General features: G+C 62.6%; 12 protein-coding genes. 3 read left to right on the forward strand and 9 right to left on the reverse strand.

What is annotated here, in order from left to right; translation table 11 throughout:
- The 9 genes from KBY08_RS17755 to KBY08_RS17795 all read right to left on the reverse strand — a co-directional run.
- On the reverse strand, positions 1–174 hold a 174-nt coding region (locus KBY08_RS17755; protein ID WP_225651233.1), incomplete at its 3' end, for a transposase.
- 473 nt (positions 175–647) lie between these two features.
- On the reverse strand, positions 648–1,565 hold the full coding sequence (locus tag KBY08_RS17760) for a metal ABC transporter substrate-binding protein (RefSeq protein WP_024659859.1): 918 nt from the start codon (positions 1,563–1,565) through the stop codon (positions 648–650).
- A complete protein-coding gene (locus KBY08_RS17765; RefSeq protein ID WP_024641872.1) occupies positions 1,566–2,465 on the reverse strand; it encodes a metal ABC transporter permease in 900 nt (299 codons plus the stop codon). It lies immediately after the preceding gene.
- Positions 2,465–3,229 carry a metal ABC transporter ATP-binding protein gene (locus tag KBY08_RS17770; protein ID WP_024641871.1) on the reverse strand — a complete coding sequence of 255 codons (765 nt, stop codon included), beginning with the start codon at positions 3,227–3,229 and terminating at the stop codon, positions 2,465–2,467. Before KBY08_RS17770 ends, KBY08_RS17765 begins: the two co-directional genes overlap by 1 nt.
- Positions 3,226–4,158 (reverse strand): metal ABC transporter substrate-binding protein, encoded by a 933-nt coding sequence (locus KBY08_RS17775; protein WP_011267340.1) that lies wholly within the window; start codon positions 4,156–4,158, stop codon positions 3,226–3,228. Before KBY08_RS17775 ends, KBY08_RS17770 begins: the two co-directional genes overlap by 4 nt.
- A gap of 35 nt (positions 4,159–4,193) precedes the next feature.
- Complete coding sequence (locus tag KBY08_RS17780) at positions 4,194–4,760, reverse strand: DUF6162 family protein (RefSeq protein WP_024650818.1); 567 nt, start codon at positions 4,758–4,760, stop codon at positions 4,194–4,196.
- The gene (locus tag KBY08_RS17785; protein ID WP_003406932.1) at positions 4,757–5,089 is read right to left on the reverse strand and encodes a hypothetical protein; all 333 of its coding nucleotides are present in this window, start codon (positions 5,087–5,089) and stop codon (positions 4,757–4,759) included. The genes KBY08_RS17780 and KBY08_RS17785 overlap by 4 nt, the downstream gene beginning before the upstream one ends.
- Entirely contained in the window at positions 5,086–5,631 is a 546-nt protein-coding gene (locus KBY08_RS17790) for a hypothetical protein (protein ID WP_003406929.1), read from the reverse strand. Before KBY08_RS17790 ends, KBY08_RS17785 begins: the two co-directional genes overlap by 4 nt.
- Positions 5,628–6,851, reverse strand: coding sequence for a PepSY-associated TM helix domain-containing protein (locus KBY08_RS17795; RefSeq protein ID WP_024641868.1), 1,224 nt, complete (start codon positions 6,849–6,851; stop codon positions 5,628–5,630). Before KBY08_RS17795 ends, KBY08_RS17790 begins: the two co-directional genes overlap by 4 nt.
- A 296-nt stretch (positions 6,852–7,147) precedes the next feature.
- Here KBY08_RS17795 and KBY08_RS17800 point away from each other — a divergent pair, with 296 nt between their 5' ends.
- The 3 genes from KBY08_RS17800 (at position 7,148) to KBY08_RS17810 (ending at position 19,899) form a co-directional block, all read left to right on the forward strand.
- Entirely contained in the window at positions 7,148–8,125 is a 978-nt protein-coding gene (locus tag KBY08_RS17800; RefSeq protein WP_024650819.1) for a TauD/TfdA family dioxygenase, read from the forward strand.
- A 366-nt stretch (positions 8,126–8,491) separates the two neighbouring features.
- The gene (locus KBY08_RS17805) at positions 8,492–11,902 is read left to right on the forward strand and encodes a non-ribosomal peptide synthetase (protein WP_111522687.1); all 3,411 of its coding nucleotides are present in this window, start codon (positions 8,492–8,494) and stop codon (positions 11,900–11,902) included.
- Positions 11,899–19,899: a non-ribosomal peptide synthetase gene (locus KBY08_RS17810; protein WP_111522686.1), complete on the forward strand. Its 8,001-nt coding sequence runs from the start codon at positions 11,899–11,901 to the stop codon at positions 19,897–19,899. Before KBY08_RS17805 ends, KBY08_RS17810 begins: the two co-directional genes overlap by 4 nt.
- The last annotated feature ends 12 nt before the right edge of the window (positions 19,900–19,911 follow it).

Here is a 19,911-nt window from a genome sequence, read left to right on the forward strand (position 1 = left end):
CCGAAGACCAGGCTTGCGATGGCCTGTGTGCCCATGGCTCTTGTAATTGGCGACCCAGCGTCGAAGCAGGCTGAAATCGATCGAGAACTGGCTGGCCACCTTGCGAAAGCCGATGTTGCCTTCAAGGTACGCTTTGACGACGGTGAGTTTGAATTGCTCTGAATACTTGGCCATTTGAACACCCCCATTAGGTCGGATTGGTGTCCAACTTCTTGGGGGCAGTCCACTGGAGCGTGCGGAACGATAATCTCAACTCCGTGCTGAGGCTCTGCGTCAGGCAACTCAACTATCGTGCGACGCAGAGCATCGCGAACTGCATTTCCACGCTGGAGCGTGAGGAACGATAATCTCAACTCCGTGCCGAAGCTCTGCGTCAGGCAACTCAACTATCGTGCGACGCTCCGCGTCGTCATGCCGTTCCGGACGCTCCGCGTCCTCTTTGCGACGCAGAGCGTCGAGAACTGCATTCCCACGCTGGAGCGTGAGGAACGATAATCTCAACTATCGTGCTGAAGCTCTACGTCAGGCAACTCAACTATCGTGCGACGCTCTGCGTCGTCATGCCGTTCCGGACGCTCCGCGTCCTCTTTGCGACGCAGAGCATCGCGAACTGCAATTTCCACGCTGGAGCGTAGGGAACGATAATCTCACTCCTTGCCAGCCAGCACCCCGATAATCCCCTGAATATCACCCTGTAACTCCGCTAGCGGGTCAGCGCCGTCAATCCCCAGCACCAACAGCTTGCTGCCAGCCGCCTCGATGGCGGCCTTGACCGGCGCGGGTGGCTGGCGGTGATCGAGCACCAAGGCCACGTCGTTATCCTTCAGGGTCGCGCTCAGTTTGCTCAAGGCTTCTGGCGTCCATTGCTCGTCCGTCAGTGCCTGAGTGTCGATCAGCTCCAGATTCAGCCCGCTGATCAAATAGCCGAAGCGATCCGACAAACTCACCACACTCAAATTATCGGCACCGGCCAGCGCGGCTTCGCTGATGGCGCTGAGCTTGAGTAGCTGCTGTTTGAACGCCGCCAGATTGGCCTCGATTTTCGGTTTGGCGGCCGGTGCCAGGCGCACCAGGTCCGCTGCCAGCACATCCGCCATACGCCCCATGTTATTGCTCGCCAGCCACGGCTGACTGTTCAATCCGTCAGTGCCCTGACCCGGCTGTACGGCGATGCCCGGCAGACTGCCGTCCACCGGACGTGCGGCATCGATCTCGACGATACGAATATTGCTGCGCCGTGCATTGGGGTAGAGCGGGTCATCGGCCCAGATCGAGCGCAAGCCGATCACCGCGTCGGCGTTGTTCGCCAGCCCGCGCAAGGCATCGGCACCACGCCCGGTGAAATACGCGGTCTGACGCGAGCCCGGCAGGTTGGCCGCGGCAGCGCGGTCCAGCACCACACCGCTGTCCTTGAGCAGTATTTCGCCCAGGCCATAAGTGATCGGCAGGCTGGCCAGCACTCGCACCGGTTGCGGTTTATCGGTTTTGCTGTCGGCCGCCTGCAGGCTGTTGCTGAACAGGCCGGTGATGAGCAGCGCCAGACTCAAGGTACGTAACGTGGGCATTTATCCAATATTCCCTTTCAGGCTCGGCAGCGTGCCGCGAGCGATGGCGGCCAGGGCGAAAGCAATGCCCGCCACCAGAATGATTGCCGCGCCGGACGGCACAGGCAGGTCGTAGACGATGGGCAGCAGGATGCCGCACAGGGTGCTGATGGTCGCGATGGCCACCGAGATCCAGAAGAAGCCTTTCAGCGACTGGCTCAATAACCTCGCTGCCGCCGCCGGAATCACCAGCAGCGCACCGACCAGAATCGCGCCGATGACTTTCACCGCCGCGACGGTAATCAGCGTCACCAGAATCACGAACAGGTAATCCAGCGTCTTTACCGCCACGCCGCGCACCGCAGCCAGCTGCGGATTGAAGCTGGCCAGCATGATGCGGTTGTACAGCGGCAGGCTCAGGCCCATGACCAGCGAACCGACAATCAGCAGCACCAGCAGGTCGTTACCGTTGACGGTCAGTACCGAGCCGAACAGCACGTTTTCCAGAATGTGCACGTTGATCTTGCCGGCCAGCACCAGCAGCAGGCTCGCGCCCAGTGCCAGGGATACCGACAGGAACACGCCGATCAGCGTGTCCGGTGCTAGCCCGGTGCGGTTGCGCAGGTAGTTGAGGACGATGCCGAACAGCAGGCAATAGCCGAACAGGGCACCATAGGGGCCGGTGTAGGGTTCACCGAGCAGAATGCCGATCGCCACCCCGGTGAGTGCCGCATGACCCACGGCTTCGGAGAAAAACGCGAAGCGCTTGACCACCACCAGCGTGCCCAGACCGCCCAGCACCGGGCCGATCAACAGCCCGGCGAGCAGGGCGTTGACCACGAAACCGTAGGCCAGCGCCTCGGGCAGGTAACCGGACGAGGCGAGGCCCTGAATGAACAGGCGAAAGGTTTCGTAATCCATTACGCGATCCTCCCGGCACTGCTATCCATCGTGCGCGGGTGCGCGGAAAACAGGGTCAGCAGCCGTTCCGGGGTCAGCGCGGTGGCGGCCGGTTCGTCGAACAGGATGCGTCGGTTGAGCCCCGTAACCTGATCGGCCAGACGCCTGACGGCATCCAGGTCATGCTCGATCCACAGGACCGTGAATCCGCTTCGGCGCCAGTCACCCAACAACCGCTCAAACACCTGAATACCCGCCTCATCCAGCGCCGACATCGGCTCATCCAGCACCAGCAATTGCGGCGCAGGAATCAGCCCCTGCGCCAGCAGCACGCGCTGCCGCTCGCCACCGGACAGCGCGCCCATGCGCCGTTTGCGCTTGTCCTGCATGCCGACCCGTTCCAGTGCCTCGCCAATCGCTGCTGCGTAGTGCTTCGACAAGCCCAGAAACGCCGGGCGTCGCTGACACATGGCCGCCATGAAATCGTCCACGGTCATCGGCAGGCCACGGTCGAACTCCAGCGCCTGTGGAACATAGCCGATCAGCCCCGGAGCGGCAGGCCACAGCAGGCTCAACTGACCTTGATGCGGTGTCTGCCCGAGCAGGGTCTTGATCAGCGAACTTTTGCCACCGCCGTTCGGGCCGACCAGTGCGTGTACGCTGCCGGCGCGCACATTGAAGTGAACCTGATCGAGAATCGTGGTGCGCCCGAGGGTCAGGCTGACCTGATTGAATTCGATGCCCGGCCCCTGGCTGACGATGTCGAGGTGCTGTGCAGCCGTCATGCGCCCGACTCCTGAATGGCACGTACCACCGTGTCGAGGTTGCCGGCCATTTCCTTTTCGTACTTGTCGGCGGTGTACTCGCCATAGGAAATGTGCGACAGCGGGTACAGCCGAACTCCGGATTCACGCTGAATGGTCTCGACGTAGGTGGACGGGAAGTCCATCTCCGAGAAGATCACTTTCACATCCAGCTCACGCAGTTGGTCGATGGTTTTTTTCAACTGACTCGGGCTGGGCTCGATGCCATGCGCCGGTTCAACCACGGCGGTGACTTCCAGGCCGAATTCGCGCAGCAGGTAGTCGTAGGCGGCATGCACCGTGGCCACGCGCAGGTCGGCATTGGGTGCCTTGGTCAGTTTGGCGAGCGCGTCGGCGCGCATCTGGCGCAGGCGTTTGCCATAGGCACGGGCATTGGCGGTGTAGGTTTTGGCATTGTCCGGGTCCAGCTTGCCCAGCTCGCGGGCGATATTGTTGACCTGCGCAATGGACGCACTGATCGACAGGAAGGTGTGCGGGTTGACCACTTTGCCGGCACCTCGCGCCGCCACCCCGGTGGCCGCCAGCAACGGCACATCGGCGTTGGCCTCGATGGTCTTGATGTTCGGCGTTTCACTGGCGGCGATCATGCGGTCGGCAAAGTCGTCATGGCCGACGCCGTTGAGTACGATCACGTCCAGCGAACCGATGCGCTTGATGTCCTCGGCGCGCGGCTCATAGGCATGCGGGTTGAAGCCCGCCGGGATCAGCGGCACGACGTCGGCCTTGTCGCCGACGATATTGCTCACGTAGCTGTAGTAAGGGTGCAGGGTAATGCCGATGCGCAGGCGTTTGGCCGGTTCGGCGGCGAAGCCGGACGGCGCCAGCAGGGCGACCATCAGCCCCGTCAGCAGGACGCGCAGCAAGGGACGGCGTTTGAGTGAAATAGGCATGGGCAAGCGGTCTTCTTTCAAAGGAATGCGGAGTTTCAGTGCGGGTGCTGACGGGTCACGCCAGCATCGAATTGCGCGACGACCTGTTTCCAGCCTGAATCGATCAGGGCCTGGTCACCGAGGTCGCTGACCGCCGCCGGCGAGGCGTTGCGGTTGATCCAGATGTCCGGCTGCTCGCCGGAATCGACACGCATCAGAAACGAACCGGCCACGCTCGGCGTCCGGCTCAGCCCCAGATAGGACCGCTCGATCATCTGCCAGGCATGATCGCCACGGCTCACCGAACTGGCATCTTTGGCGAACGGCGCAAAGCCTTCATCGCCCAGTTGCTCTGGGGTGATCGGTGTCTGCTGCTCGGTGGCCAGCAGGCGGATTTCATCGAGGGTCACGCGCAGGTCGGCGTAAATGCCTTGTTCCGCAGCGCTCAGGTCGCGTCGTGCGTCCAGTTGATGGCTGGAGACGCTGTGCGTTTCCTGAGTATCACGGTGCAGGCTGATCACGCCGGCAGCGCTGCCGAGGATCAGCAGGCACAGCAACAGGACGTACAGGGTTTCATGCCCGGCGCCTGCCGGACGGACGATATGTCGGGTCGGTGCGCTCATGGGGCCTGGATATCCGCCTGATCGATTTCCACCACGTGACCGGGTCCGGCGTCGAACAGCACGTAGAACTCCGAAGCCGGGCGCTTGAAGGTCACGGTCGAGTCTTCGCCGAGCTTGCCGGGCACCAGAATGGTTTCGTCGTAGCCGATCACGTCCAGGGTCACACCCGGTGCACCACTGCCGTCGGAAAAACCGCCGGTGCAGCGGATCTGCTCGGTGTCGATCTGTTTGCATTCGCACATCGGGTTATGCGCCAGGGCGTTGCTGCTCAGGCCAAGCAGGCACAGGGCACTGGCCGTCAGCCAGCGCAGGGAAGGGCGGGCACTCATGGTTGGGCTCCTTGTTTTTTCAGCCACGCCACGGTGCTGGGCGAAGCCTGTTGCAGGGGGATGGAGGTCTGATGCACGGCGCCGTCCCAGCCTTCCATGGTGATCCACAGCTCGGCGTCGGGATCGGTGTTTTGCGCAATCTGCATGAAGGCGCTCATGCGGTAGCCGCCACCGAAGAAAATCACCCCGGCGGTGCGCAGGCTGCGCGGTTTGCCGATGCGCAGATAAGTGGCCTTGACCCGGTCGATGCAGGCGTTGCACAGCGCCGCATTGAAACTTTTCATGTAGCCCGATGGGCCGGAAAGGCGCGGCGCTTCGTTGCGGTCTTCTGCCAGGCGCAGGCTCCACGGGCCGACCTGAATCTCGCCGATCTCGCGCTGGCCAAGGCCCTGATCACCGCGATCCAGCGCGTTATCGGAAAAGTACTTGGGCATGAAACCCAGCGGGATCAGCACCAGCAGCACGTTGATATGGAAGCGCCATTTGTGCCAGAAACGACTCAATGACGATGCAGGTTGTGCAACAGTGGCGGCCTTGCTCACAGGCTGTTCTCCGGGGTGCGGGTCGCCAGCGGCGAGGGCGAGGTGTTTCGTGGGGTTGCAGCGGCCGTTGCCGGGCGGGCTCGGGTTTCACGCTTGAGGGCGTTGAGCGTCGCCAGTGCAGTACGCTTGCTCCAGATCAACAGGCCGCTGAGCACCATCATGCTTAGCAGCAGACCGAAGAACGCCCAGATCAGCTTGATCCAGATGCCGCCGAAATCGCCGGTGTGTAGCGGACGCATGGACTCGGTGACGAACTCCAGTTTGTTGCGGTCCGACAGCAGGTGCGAGGCGGCAATCTCGCCGCTGTACGGGTTGATTTCGGCAGTCTGGAACATCAATGGATACCAGCTGCGCCCACCCACCTGCAGGTTGCTGTAGGCATTGAACGGCGGCGTGATGAAGCTGGCTTCCAGGCCCGGAATCCGCTCCCTGGCGATTTCCACGGCGCGCTCCAGGCTGATGGTCGGCGCGGGTCTGCCGTCGGCAGTCAGTGGTACGGCGCTGTGCGGGATGATCGACGCGACCTGGGATTTGCTGGAAATACTGATCTGGTTGTCGCCCAGAATCGCCTGGATCAGAAACCACGTGCCGGTAATGGAAATCACCGCAATGAACCAGATCGACCAGACGCCGCTGAGGCGATGCAGGTCGCCCCAGAAAATCCGCGGGCCCTGGCTGAAACGCACGGGCTTGAAAAAGCCGCGCCAGAATTTCTTGTAGACCACCAGCCCGGTCACCAGTGAGGCCAGCAACGGCAGGCCGAGAATCGACACCAGATACCAGCCCCACGAATAACCGTTGGTAAACGGCACCAGCCACCAGCCGTGCAGCGCGCGGGTGAAGCGGCGGAAGTCGAACGACGGGGTAATGCCCTGAATCACCCCGGTGTAAGGGTTGACGTAAGCCGGCACCGAACGCCCGTCGGGGTAAGTGATGAACACGCTCAAGGCGAAGTAGTCGCCGTCCGGCTGCATGATGGTGCCGACGATCAGGTCCGGTTGGTTGCGTTCGATGGTGGCGCGAATCTGTTCGAAGTTCAGGCGCTGGGCATCGTCGGAAGGACGGTTGTCACGCATCTCCGGGTTGGCCAGCCACATGATTTCCTTGCTGACCACGGCCAGCGTGCCGGTCACACAGACGATCAGCACGAAGAACCAGATCGGCAGGGCCAGCCAGCTGTGGACGAGAAACCAGATTTTTGAACGGGACTTCTTCGACATGGATAAACAATCTCGATTCACGATGTGGAGCGGCCGCAGGGCGGTCCCCTCTGTCTGTACGCGCGGGCGATATAAAAGCGTCACATTAAGTCAAAGACGAATGAGAACTGAATTCCTATAGGAATTTTTTGCGTTTAAATGCAAAAAATTGTTTCAGGACGGCCGAACACCTCCGCATGCCGCATGAATAGGGCGGTACGGTTAATTTTTCAGCGACGCAGTACGTTCAATCTGGACATTGGTGTTGCGCCAGGCCGCAGGGGCTCGGGCGCTTTTGCCATCAAGGGAGAGACATCATGAGTCATGCGTTGAGTTTGGATATCCGGCCGTTGCTGGCAGGGGCAGGCAGCTTGCCGATGCTGGTGCAGGCACCCGAGCCCGGTCTGGACTTGATGGAAGCGCTGGGCGAACTCAAGCCGCTGGTCGCCGGGCACCTGTACAGCGCCGGCGGGATTCTGTTTCGCGGTTTCGAAGTGGGCGGTGCAGAAGCGTTTCGCGAGTTCGCCGCCGGTTTCGGCGATCCGCTGCTCAACTACGAATTCGGTTCTACGCCGCGCAGCAACGTCACCAAAGGTGTGTACACCTCGACCGAGTACCCGGCACACCAGAGCATCCCGCTGCACAACGAGCAAGCGTACACGCTGGAATGGCCGATGAAGATCTGGTTTTACAGCATGATCGCGGCGCAGACGGGTGGCGAAACACCGATCGCCGACAGCCGCGAAATCTACCGACGCATCCCGGCGCGCATTCGCGAACGCTTTGTCGAAAAGAAACTGATGTACGTGCGTAACTACGGCAACGGGCTCGATGTGGAATGGAGTCAGGTGTTCAACACCGAAGATGAGTCCGTGGTCGAAGCCTACTGCCGGGCGCACAACATCGAATGCGAATGGAAAGACGACGGCGAACTGCGCACCCGGCAGATTTGCCAGGCAGTATCGCGCCACCCGGTGACCCACGACAGCGTCTGGTTCAACCAGGCGCACCTGTTCCACATCTCCAACCTGCAACCGGAAGTGCGCGAAACCCTGCTCGACGTAGTGGACGAAGAAGACCTGCCACGCAACGTCTACTACGGCGACGGCTCGCCCCTCGAAGAAACCCTGCTGGACGAAATCCGCGGCGTACTCGACGAATGCACCGTCAGCTTCCCATGGCTGGAAAACGACGTCCTGATGCTCGACAACATGCTCACCGCCCACTCCCGCGCACCCTTCACCGGCAAGCGCAAAGTCGTGGTCGCCATGGCGCAGGGACATTCGGATAAGTAACCGCCTATAGATCATCGTGCCCGACTTTTGATTATCGTGCCGACGCTCCGCGTCGGTACGCCGTTCTGGACGCTCCGCGTCCTCTTGCGACGCAGAGCGTCGTGAACTGCATTCCCACTGGAGCGTGAGGAACGATAGGCTCAATATTGATTATCGTGCCGACGCTCCGCGTCGGTACGCCGTTCTGGACGCTCCGCGTCCTCTTTTGACGCAGAGCGTCTTGAACTGCATTCCCACGCTGGAGCGTGAGGAACGAGAAGCGCCCGGCTACCACCGCAACGAACCTTTCTAAATATTTCCTCGCCAATTCGTTCTTGTTGATACGACCCCGCCCGACGGTCAGCCCCACTCAGCAAGGATCGACCCATGAACCCCGAACACGCCCAGAAACTCGCTCGCCGTTTTGTCGAGTTACCCCTTGAAAAACGCCGCCTGTTCCTCGACGGCATGCGCAAGGAGAACATGGATTTCTCGCTGTTCCCGATCCCTTCCTGTGCCGGGCTGGCCGAGCGTGACGGTCTGTCCTATGCCCAGCAACGCATGTGGTTTCTCTGGCAACTGGACCCGCACAGCGCGGCCTACAACCTGCCGATGTCGGTGTGCCTGAACGGTCCGCTGGAGCTGCCTTTGCTGGAGCGGGCTTTCAGTGCGCTGGTCGAACGACATGAAAGCCTGCGCACCACCTTCGGCCAGGAGGGCGACCGGGCGTTTCAGCGTGTCGCGCCGCCAGCGCCAGCGAGCATCCGCCTGACCGACCTGAGCGCCTTGCCGCCCGAGCAGCGCTGGGCCAGTGCGCGTCAGGCCATGGCCGAACAGGCCGCGCAAACCTTCGATCTGCAGCGTGGGCCGCTGTTCACCGTGCAGGTGCTGCGTCTGGCCGAACAGGAGCACCTGCTGCTGCTCAACCTGCACCACATGATCACCGATGGCTGGTCGATGAACGTGCTGATCGACGAATGGCTGCGCGGCTACGACGCACTGCTGGCCGGTAAACCGCTGCCTTTTCAGCCGCTGCTCGTGCAGTACCGCGATTATGCGGTCTGGCAACGCAGCTGGCTGGAAGCCGGTGAGCAGGAGCGTCAGCTGGACTACTGGCGCAGACACCTGGGCGAAGAGCATCCGCTGCTGGAGCTACCCACCGACCGTCCGTATCCGGCCTTACCCAGCCACGATGGCGCGCGCCTGGAACTGGCACTGGAGCCCGAGCTGCTGCGCGACCTGAAAAGCCTCGCGCAACGTCAGGGCGTGACCCTGTTCGTGGTGCTGCTGGCGACCTTCAAAAGCCTGCTGCATCGCTACAGCGGGCAGACCGATATTCGTGTCGGCGGCCTGATCGCCAACCGCACCCGCAGCGAAACCGAAGGGCTGATCGGCTGCTTCATCAATACTCAGGTACTGCGCAGTGAAGTGACGGCGCAGACCCGCTTCGTCGACCTGTTGAGCATCGTGCGCGACGCCTCGACCGGTGCCCAGGCACATCAGGAGCTACCGTTCGACGCCATCATCGACGCCCTGCAGCCGGAGCGCAGTCAGAGCCATAACCCTTTATTTCAGGTGATGTTCAATCACCAGCCGGTGGTTGCCGACCTGCTCGACAAACAGTTGAGCGGCGGCCTGCGCGTGGCCAATCTGCCTGCCGGGCAACAGGCATTGGCGCAGCGCTCGCACGCTGCCGCCAGCGACCTGATGCTGGCCACCAGCGGTGAAGGCGAGCAACTGCATGCCGCCTTCACCTACGCCACCGACATCTTTGACGAGTGGACCATCGCTCGCCTGGCCGGGCACTGGCGCAACCTGTTGGCCTCTGTCTGTGCCGACCCGCTGCAGACCATCGCCGAGCTGTCGATGCTCTCGGCCGACGAGCGCACGCAACTGCTGGATGTCGACAACGCCACCAAAGCCGACACCACAACTCCCGCGCATCGCCAGTTCGAAGCGCAAGTACAACGCACACCGGACGCACTGGCGCTGATCCTCGCCCGTGAAGGTCAATCGCCGAGCCTGAGCTACACCGAACTGAACCAGCGCAGTAACCGTCTGGCCTGGCAACTGCGCGAGCGGGGTGTCGGTGCGGACGTGCTGGTCGGCGTGGCGCTGGGCCGCTCGCTGGACATGCCCGTGGCGCTGCTCGCCGTGCTCAAGGCGGGCGGCGCCTATGTGCCACTGGACCTGAATGCGCCGAGCGAACGCTTGCGTCATGTAGTCGAGGACAGTGGCGTGAAACTGCTGCTGACCCATAGCGATCAGCTGACCGGGCTGCCTGAACTGGCTGATATTCAATGCCTGTGCATCGATCGGATGAACAGCGAAACCGCCAGCGTGCAAAACCTCGACGGCCCGATCGATCCGGCCAGTCTGGCCTACGTGATCTACACCTCGGGGTCGACCGGGCGGCCTAAAGGCGTGGCGATCAGTCATGCGGCGCTGGCTGAATTCGTCACCCTGGGTGCTGACTACAGTGACCTGCACGAAGGCGACCGGGTCCTGCAATTCGCCACCCACAGCTTCGACGGCTTCGTCGAGCAGTTCTACCCACCGTTGTGTCGCGGTGCGGCCGTTGTGCTGCGTGACGAACGCCTGTGGGACAGCGCCACCTTCCATCAGGCCATCGTCGAGCACGGCGTGACCCTCGCCGACTTGCCCGCGGCCTATTGGCTGACGCTGGTTCAGGACTTCGCCGCCAGCCCGCCCGCGCATTACGGCGCGCTACGGCAGGTGCATGTCGGCGGCGAAGCCATGGCCGTCGAAGGTCTGCGCCTGTGGCACGAGGCCGGGCTGGGGCATGCAAGCCTGCTCAATACCTATGGCCCGACCGAAGCCACCGTGGTGTCGAGCATCCATGATTGCAGCACGCTGACCCCGCAGCAGGTGTCATGGCGCGGCGTGCCGATTGGCCAGGCGCTGACAGGACGACGCCTGTACGTTCTCGACGATCAAATGAACCTGCTGCCGCAAGGTGCGGTGGGCGAGTTGTACATCGGTGGTCCTGGCCTGGCGCGGGGTTATCACGCCCAGCCGGGTCTGAGTGCCGAACGTTTCGTCGCCGATCCGTTTGGCAGCGGTGAGCGCCTGTATCGCAGCGGCGACCGCGCCCGACTGCGTGCCGATGGCGCTGTCGAGTACATCGGGCGGGTCGATCATCAAGTGAAAATTCGCGGTTTCCGCCTTGAACTGGGCGAGATCGAATCGCGCCTGCAGCAATGCAAGGGCGTGCGCGAGGCCGTGGTGCTGGCCGTCGAACTGGCGGGCAGCACGCAGCTGGTCGCCTACGCGGTGCCGGACGTTGCCGCCTCCACAGAGGCTGAACAGTTGGCGCTGCGCCAGAGCATCCGCAGCCAGTTGCAAGCCAGCCTGCCGGATTACATGGTACCGACGCACATGCTGCTGTTGCCGGAGCTGGCCCTGACGCCCAGCGGCAAGCTGGACCGCAAGGCATTGCCAGCCCCCGACGCAAGCCAGTTGCAGGCGCGTTATCGGGCGCCGCGCAGCGAGGTGGAAATCTGCCTGGCGGCCATCTGGCAGGACGTCCTGCACGCACCCCAGGTGGGCCTGGACGATCACTTCTTCGAACTGGGCGGGCATTCGCTGCTCGCCGCGCAAGTCATCGCCCGGATCAAGACGCAACTGGGCATCAGCCTGCCGCTGCGCACCCTGTTTGAAAAACCGCTGCTCAGTGAGCTCGCCGTCGAAGTGGCAGCGCTGACCGACAACAGCACGGACAACGACTGGAGCGACATGGACCAGTTCATGGATTCACTGGAGGAATTCGGCGCATGACCGGGACCACTGCTGCACGCATCGCGAAACGTTTTGTCGGCCTGTCGCTGGAGCAACGCCAGCAGTTCCTCGCCCGGTTGCGCCAGGAAGGCAAGGATTTCAACCTGTTGCCGGTGCCGGTCAGTCGGCATGATGTCAGCGCCATTCCGCTGTCCTTCGCTCAGCAACGCCTGCTGTTCCTCTGGCAGCTCGATCCGTCGAGCGACGCGTACAAGATGACCACCGGCCTGCGTCTGCGCGGCACGTTGAACGAGTCGGCGTTGCGCCGCGCATTCGATCATCTGATCGAACGCCACGAGGTGCTGCGCACGGTGTTTCACACCGATGGCGATCAGGCGCAGCAGGTGCTGATGCACGACCAGACAGTAGCATTGGAAAGCATTGATTTGGCCGGTCTGGCCGATGTCGAACTGCGCGATGCCGAGCTGGCGCTGCAAGTGGCCACAGTCACCGGCCAGCCGTTTGATCTGCGCACCGGGCCGCTGCTGCGCGCGCACCTGTTCCGCCTGGCGGGCGATGAGCATGTGCTGATCGTGAGCATGCACCACATCGTCTCCGACGGCTGGTCGATGGACGTGATGATTCAGGAGTTCGTGCACTGCTATCAGGCGTACTGCGAAGGTCGCGAGCCCGCACTGCCGGAACTGCCGCTGCAATACGCCGACTATGCGATCTGGCAGCGCAGCTGGCTGGAGGCAGGCGAGGGCGCACGTCAGCTGGACTACTGGCGTAACCAGTTGGGCGAAGAGCAGCCGTTGCTGGACGCTGCGCCGGATTTCCCGCGTCCGGCCACGCAGAGCTATCAGGGCGAGCACCTGCGCTTCGATTTCGGCGTTGATCTGTCGCGGCGGCTCAACGCCTTTGCACGTACACAGGGCATGACCCTGTTCATGCTTGTGCTGGCCGGCTTTTCGCTGTTTCTGTCGCGCAAGGCCGGGCAGCGTGATATCCGCATCGGCGTGCCGAATGCCAACCGCGGTCGCGCGGAAACCGAAGGGTTGATCGGCTTCTTCATCAACACTCAGGTCTTGCGCTGCCAGGTGGACGAACGCCTGAGCTACCTTGACTTGTTGGCGCAGATTCGCGACACCTCGTTCGGTGCGCAGGCGCATCAGGACGTGCCCTTCGAACAACTGGTCGATCAACTGGCACCCGAGCGCAGCCTGGGCCACAACCCGCTGTTCCAAGCCAAGTTCAACCAGAACGTGGTCCTCAAGCAGAAAACCGCGCTCAGGCTGGCCGGGCTGGAGGTCAGCGAATATGCCTTCGACAAACAGGGTGCGCATTTCGACCTGGCGCTGGACATCACTGACGACGGCACACTGATCCACGGCGACATGGCCTACGCCAGCGACCTGTATCGACGCACCACCGTCGAAGGTTTCATCCCGGAACTGCTCGCACTGTTCGAAACCCTGCTCGACGCGCCGCAGGCACCGCTGTTCAGCCTGGGAGCACTGACGGTCGAGCCGAGGCGCGAAGCTCGTGAACCCGCGCCGCACATGCTGCAACTGTGGGATCGGCAGGTCGAACGGCAACCTCATGCCCAGGCAGCCCGCTGCCTGGAGCGCACGCTGACCACGCTGCAACTGGAGCAGGCCGCCAATCAGCTGGCTCATCACCTGATCCGCATGGGCATCAGCGAGGGCCAGCCGGTCGCGGTATTGATGGAGCGTTCGCTGGACTGGCTGACCGCCGTGCTGGCGATTTTCAAGGCCGGCGGCGTGTACATGCCGCTGGATGTCAAAGCCCCGGATGCGCGATTGCAACAGATGCTGATCAATGCGCAGGCGAGGGTGCTGCTGTGTGCCGAGGGTGATGTGCGGCAGACGTCATTGGGTGTCGCCGGTTGTCAGGGCCTGACCTGGACGCCTGCGCTGTGGCAGGACCTGCCTGTCAGTCGCCCTGATACCCGGCCTTCAGCCGATTCGGCGGCCTACGTGATTCATACCTCCGGCTCGACCGGGCAGCCCAAGGGCGTACTGGTCAGCCAGGGTGCGCTGGCCAGTTACCTGCGCGGCTTGCTGGAACAACTGCATTTGGCGCCAGAGGCAAGCATGGCGCTGGTCTCGACCATCGCCGCCGACCTCGGCCATACCGTGCTGTTCGGCGCGCTGTGTTCGGGGCGCACGCTGCACGTGCTGACCGAGGCGTTGGGTTTCGACCCGGATGCCTTCGCGGCCTACATGGCCGAGCATCAGGTGGGCGTGCTGAAAATCGTCCCCGGTCATCTGGCCGCGCTGTTGCAGGCCGGCCAGCCAGCCGACGTACTGCCGCAACATGCACTGATCGTCGGCGGCGAAGCCTGCTCGCCAGGATTGGTCGAACAGGTGCTTCAGCTCAAGCCGGGTTGCCGGGTGATCAACCACTACGGGCCGAGCGAAACCACGGTCGGTGTGCTGACTTATGAGGTGCCAGCTTCATCATGCCTTGATCAAAAATTGAAAGCGGACTCGAATCCCTGTGGGAGCGAGCTTGCTCGCGAAAGCGATAGTCCGGCTTTCCCATCTCGCAAGAATGTACAAACCTCTTCGCGAGCAAGCGAAGCGTCGCCCAGCTCGCTCCCACAGCTCCCATGTTTCCCACAGAGCACTGCACACTCTGGCAATCCTCTGCGCAGCGTGCCGGTCGGCACGCCGTTGCCGGGGGCCAGCGCCTACGTGCTGGACGATGTGCTGAACCCGGTCGGCACTCAGGTCGCTGGCGAGCTGTACATCGGCGGTGACAGCGTGGCGCTGGGCTATATCGGCCAGCCTGCGCTGACCGCCGAGCGCTTTGTGCCGGACCCGTTCGCGCAGGACGGCACGCGCGCCTACCGCAGCGGTGATCGCATGCGCCGCAATCATCAGGGCCTGCTGGAATTCATCGGCCGGGCCGACGATCAGGTCAAAGTGCGCGGTTATCGTGTCGAGCCGGCAGAGGTCGCGCGGGTGTTGCTGGGCCTGGCTTCGGTGGCGCAGGTCAGCGTACTGGCGTTGCCCATCGATGACGATCAGACCCGCCTGCAACTGGTGGCCTATTGCGTGGCGGCAGGCGGGGCGGACCTGAGTATCGACAGCCTGCGCGAGCAACTGACTGCGCGCTTGCCGGACTACATGGTGCCCGCGCAGATCATGCTGCTGGACAGTCTGCCGCTGACCGCCAACGGCAAGCTCGACAAGCGCGCCTTGCCCAGGCCCGGCGTGGTCAAACAGCGCTATACCGCGCCGGTCGGCGAGGTCGAGGAAAAGCTCGCCGCCGTGTGGGCGGACGTGCTGAAACTGGAACAGGTCGGCAGCACCGACAACTTCTTCGAACTGGGCGGCGATTCGATCCTCAGCCTGCAGATCATCGCCCGCGCCAAGCGCCAGGGCATCAAGCTCAGCCCCAAGCAATTATTCGAAAAACAGACCATCGGCCAACTGGCTTCGGTGGCAAAACTGATTCAGAAAAAGCCCGTCGCTGTGGCAGAGCAGATCAGCGGTTCGTTGCCGTTGCTGCCGATTCAGGCACGTTTCTTCGAACTGGACATCCCCGAGCGTCAGCACTGGAATCAGGCGCTGATGCTCAAGCCGTTGCAAACGCTGGAGGCCGCTCATCTTCAGTCGGCATTGACTGCGTTGGTCGAACAGCACGACGCACTGCGTCTGGGTTTCACCCGGCAGAACGGCCAATGGCAGGCCACCTTCGGCGCGCTGAACACTCGCGAGCTGCTCTGGGCCCATGAGCTGGACAGCATCGAGCGCTTGCCTGAGCTGGCCGATGAGGCGCAACGCAGCCTGGACCTGAAAAACGGACTGCTATTGCGTGCCGTGCTGATCCACCTGCCGCAAGGCGAACAGCGCCTGCTGCTGGTGATTCATCATCTGCTGGTGGACGGCGTGTCATGGCGGGTGTTGCTGGAAGACCTGCAACAGGCGTACCTCGCCCTGGCGCAAGGCCAGCCGGTAGCACTCGCGGCAAAAACCACGTCGCTCCAGCGTTGGGCCGAGCAATTGCAACAGTACGCGACCGGCCAGACGCTGAAGGCCGAGCGCGATTACTGGCTGCAGGCCTTGCAGGGCGCGGACCAGCCGCTGCCTCGCGACAAGCCCGAAGGCACGATGCGCAATCGCGACGCGGCCCATGCGTCGTCATGGCTGAGCAGGGACCTGACCCACAAGCTGCTGAAAGTCGCGCCCGCCGCGTACCGCACGCAAGTCAACGACCTGCTGCTGACGGTGCTGGCCCAGGTTCTCTGCGAATGGAGTCAGCAGCCCTCGGTGCTGATTCAGCTGGAAGGGCATGGCCGCGAAGACCTGTTCGACGACACTGATCTGAGCCGCACCGTCGGCTGGTTCAGCAGCCTGTTTCCAGTGCGCCTCACACCGCAGATCGCGCCGGGTGCAAGCCTGGCTGGCATCAAGGAGCAATTGCGTGCGGTGCCCGACAAGGGCATTGGTTACGGCGTGTTGCGCTATATGGGCGAGGCGTCTTTCGCGCAGCAATTGGCCGCCTTGCCGCAGGCGCGGGTCACGTTCAATTACCTGGGCCAGTTCGACGGCAGCTTCAACGAACACCAAGGCGCGCTGTTCGTACCGAGTGCCGACAGTGCAGGCACTGCGCTGTGCGAAGACGGGCCGCTGGGCAACTGGCTGAGCCTCAACGGTCAGGTGTTCGACGGCCAGTTGCAACTGGACTGGAGCTTCAGCCGCGAGGTGTATCACGCCTCGACCATCGACACCCTGGCGCGTCGCTACGAGCAGGCGCTGACCACCCTGATCGAACATTGCACGGCCGGGCATCAAGGCGTCACGCCGTCGGACTTCCCGCTGGCGCGCCTCACCCAGGCGCAGCTTGACGGTCTGCCGATTGCGGCGGGCCAGATCGACGATATCTACCCGCTGTCGCCGATGCAGCAGGGCATGCTGTTTCATTCGCTGTTCGATGAAGGCGCGGGCAACTACATCAACCAGTTGCGGGTGAACATCCATGGGCTGGATGTGCCGCGTTTCCGCAACGCCTGGCAGGCTGCGGTGGACCGTCACGAGGTGCTGCGTAGCTGTTTTGTCAGCCAGCGCGAGCAGTCGCTGCAAGTGGTGCAGCGTCAGGTCGAGGTGCCCTTTGTCGAACTGGATGCGCGTGGCCAGCCAGAAAGCTGGCTCGACGACTGGGCGCAGGCCGACCGTCAGCAAGGCTTCGATCTGGCGCAAGGGCCATTGTTGCGCCTGGCCGTGTTGCGCACCGCCGATGATGCGTGGCATCTGGTGTATACCAGCCACCACATCCTCATGGATGGCTGGAGCAGTTCGCGCCTGCTCGGTGAAGTGCTGCAACGCTACAGCGGCCAGATGCCAGCGAAACAGGCAGGCCGCTATCGTGATTACATTCAGTGGCTACAGCGTCAGGATGCCGCGCTCAGCGAGCGTTTCTGGACTGCGCAGCTGGCGGAACTGGACGAGCCGACCCGCTTGCTGCAAGCGTTCAAGTCTTCGGCCGAGGGGCAGGGCTACGGCGACTACATCCAGCTGATCGACAACGACGGCACCCGACGCCTGAACGCGTTTGCCCGCGAGCAGCGCGTCACCCTCAATACGCTGCTGCAATCGGCCTGGCTGTTGCTGCTGCAACGCTATACCGGCCAGTCCAGCGTGACCTTTGGCGCGACCGTGGCCGGGCGTCCGGCCGAGTTGCCGGGTGTCGAAGAACAACTGGGGCTGTTCATCAACACCTTGCCGGTCATCGCCAGCCCGCGAGCCGAGCAGACGGTGGCCGACTGGGTGCAGCAAGTGCAGGCGAAGAACCTTGCGCTGCGCGAGCATGAGCACACGCCGCTGTATGACATCCAGCGCTGGGCGCGCAACAGTGGCGAGGCGTTGTTCGACAACATTCTGGTGTTCGAAAACTACCCGGTGTCCGAAGCCCTGCAGCGTGCGCCGGACGGTCTGGCCTTCAGCGACCTGCGCAATCAGGAGCAGGCGCATTACCCGCTGACCCTGGTGGTCGAGGCCAATGAGGTGCTGTCGGTGCGTTTCAGTTACGACCGCCAGCACTTCAGCGCTGAAGGCATTCTGCAACTGGCGGCGCATTTCGATCACCTGCTGCAGAGCCTTTGCGCATCGGCAACCACGCGACTCAGCGAACTGGCATTGCCGACCGCCTGGACACAAAGCGTGCAGCGCTACCCGAGCGAGCACTGCGCGCATCAACGCATCGAAGCCCAGGTCGAGCGTAACCCGCAGGCCATCGCCCTGAGTTTTGGCGATCAGCAACTGAGTTACCGGCAGCTCAACCAGCGCGCCAACCAGATGGCGCACAAACTGCGCGAGCAGGGCGTCGGCCCGGATGTGCGCGTCGGGCTGGCTGCCGAGCGCGGTGTGGAAATGATTGTCGGTCTGCTGGCCATCCTCAAGGCCGGCGGCGCTTACGTGCCGCTGGACCCGGATTATCCGCAGGATCGCCTGAGCTTTCTGATGCACGACAGCGGTATCGAACTGTTGCTGACTCAGGCGCCGTTGCTAGAAAAACTGCCTATCCCAGCCCAAGTGCAGACGCTCGATCTGGCTGATGCACTGGACGGTTACAGCACGGAAAATCCCATCAATAAAACCGCGCCGGACAACCTGGCCTACGTGATCTACACCTCGGGCTCGACTGGCAAACCGAAAGGCACCTTGCTCGCCCATCACAACCTGATGCGCCTGTTCGCCGCGACGGATGAGTGGTTCGAATTCGGCGAAAAGGATGTGTGGACGCTGTTCCATTCCTTCGCTTTCGACTTTTCGGTATGGGAGATTTTCGGCGCGCTGCTGCATGGCGGCCGACTGGTCATCGTGCCCCGCGAAGTGAGCCGCTCGCCGGAAGAATTCCATGCGTTGCTGATCGAACAACAGGTCACGGTGCTCAACCAGACGCCGTCGGCGTTCAAGCAACTGATGCGTGTGGCCTGTGATTCATCGGTGCCGCTATCGCTGCAGAAAGTCATTTTCGGCGGCGAAGCGCTGGACGTCGCCAGCCTGAAGCCTTGGTTCGAACGCTTCGGCGATCAGACGCCACAACTGGTCAACATGTACGGCATTACCGAAACCACCGTGCATGTCACCTACAGACCAATAGCCGAGGCCGACACGCAGAACCCGGCCAGCCCGATTGGCGAGGCGATTCCGGACCTGTCGTGGTACGTGCTGGACACCGATTTCAACCCGGTCGCCCAAGGTTGCAGCGGCGAGCTGCACATCGGCCATGCCGGTCTGGCGCGGGGTTACCACAACCGCGCCGCGTTGACTGCCGAGCGCTTCGTGCCGGATCCGTTTTCCAGCGAGGGTGGCCGCCTGTACCGCACCGGCGACCTCGCGCGTTATCGCGCTGCTGGAACTATCGAATACGCCGGGCGCATCGACCACCAAGTGAAGATTCGTGGCTTCCGCATCGAACTGGGTGAAATCGAAGCGCGGCTGCAGGCGCACCCGGCTGTGCGCGAAGTCAGCGTGCTGGCGCTCGACGGGCAATTAGCAGCGTACCTGGTGCCTACTGAGCCTGATCAGGATCAGACAACCCTGCGTGAAGCGCTGAAAAGCCAACTCCGGGCGCACCTGCCGGATTACATGGTGCCTACCCATTTCATCGTCCTCGACAGCATGCCGCTGACCGCCAACGGCAAGCTGGACCGCAAAGCGCTGCCTGCGCCGGACGCCAGCCAGTTGCAGGCTACCTACAGCGCTCCGCAAGGCGAGCTGGAGCAGCAACTGGCAGCGATCTGGGCCGATCTGTTGCAGGTCGAGCAGGTCGGGCGCAACGACAACTTTTTCGAGCTCGGCGGCCATTCGCTGCTGGCGGTGCAGATGCTCGTGCGGGTGCGCGAACAGTTGCAGCACGAGGTCAGCCTCAAGGATGTCTTCGAGCAACCGCTGCTGGCGGACTTCTGCGCCACGCTGCAGGAAAAAAATGGCGAAAGTGACCACGCGCAGGACGAATTGACTAAATCACTGGAGGCACTCAAACGTTTATCAGCGGAGGAAATTGATAATTTGATTGCTTAGCAGGAGAGACCC

Origin of the sequence: Pseudomonas sp. P135 (assembly GCF_020312125.1) — a bacterium.
Lineage (GTDB): Bacteria > Pseudomonadota > Gammaproteobacteria > Pseudomonadales > Pseudomonadaceae > Aquipseudomonas > Aquipseudomonas fragariae.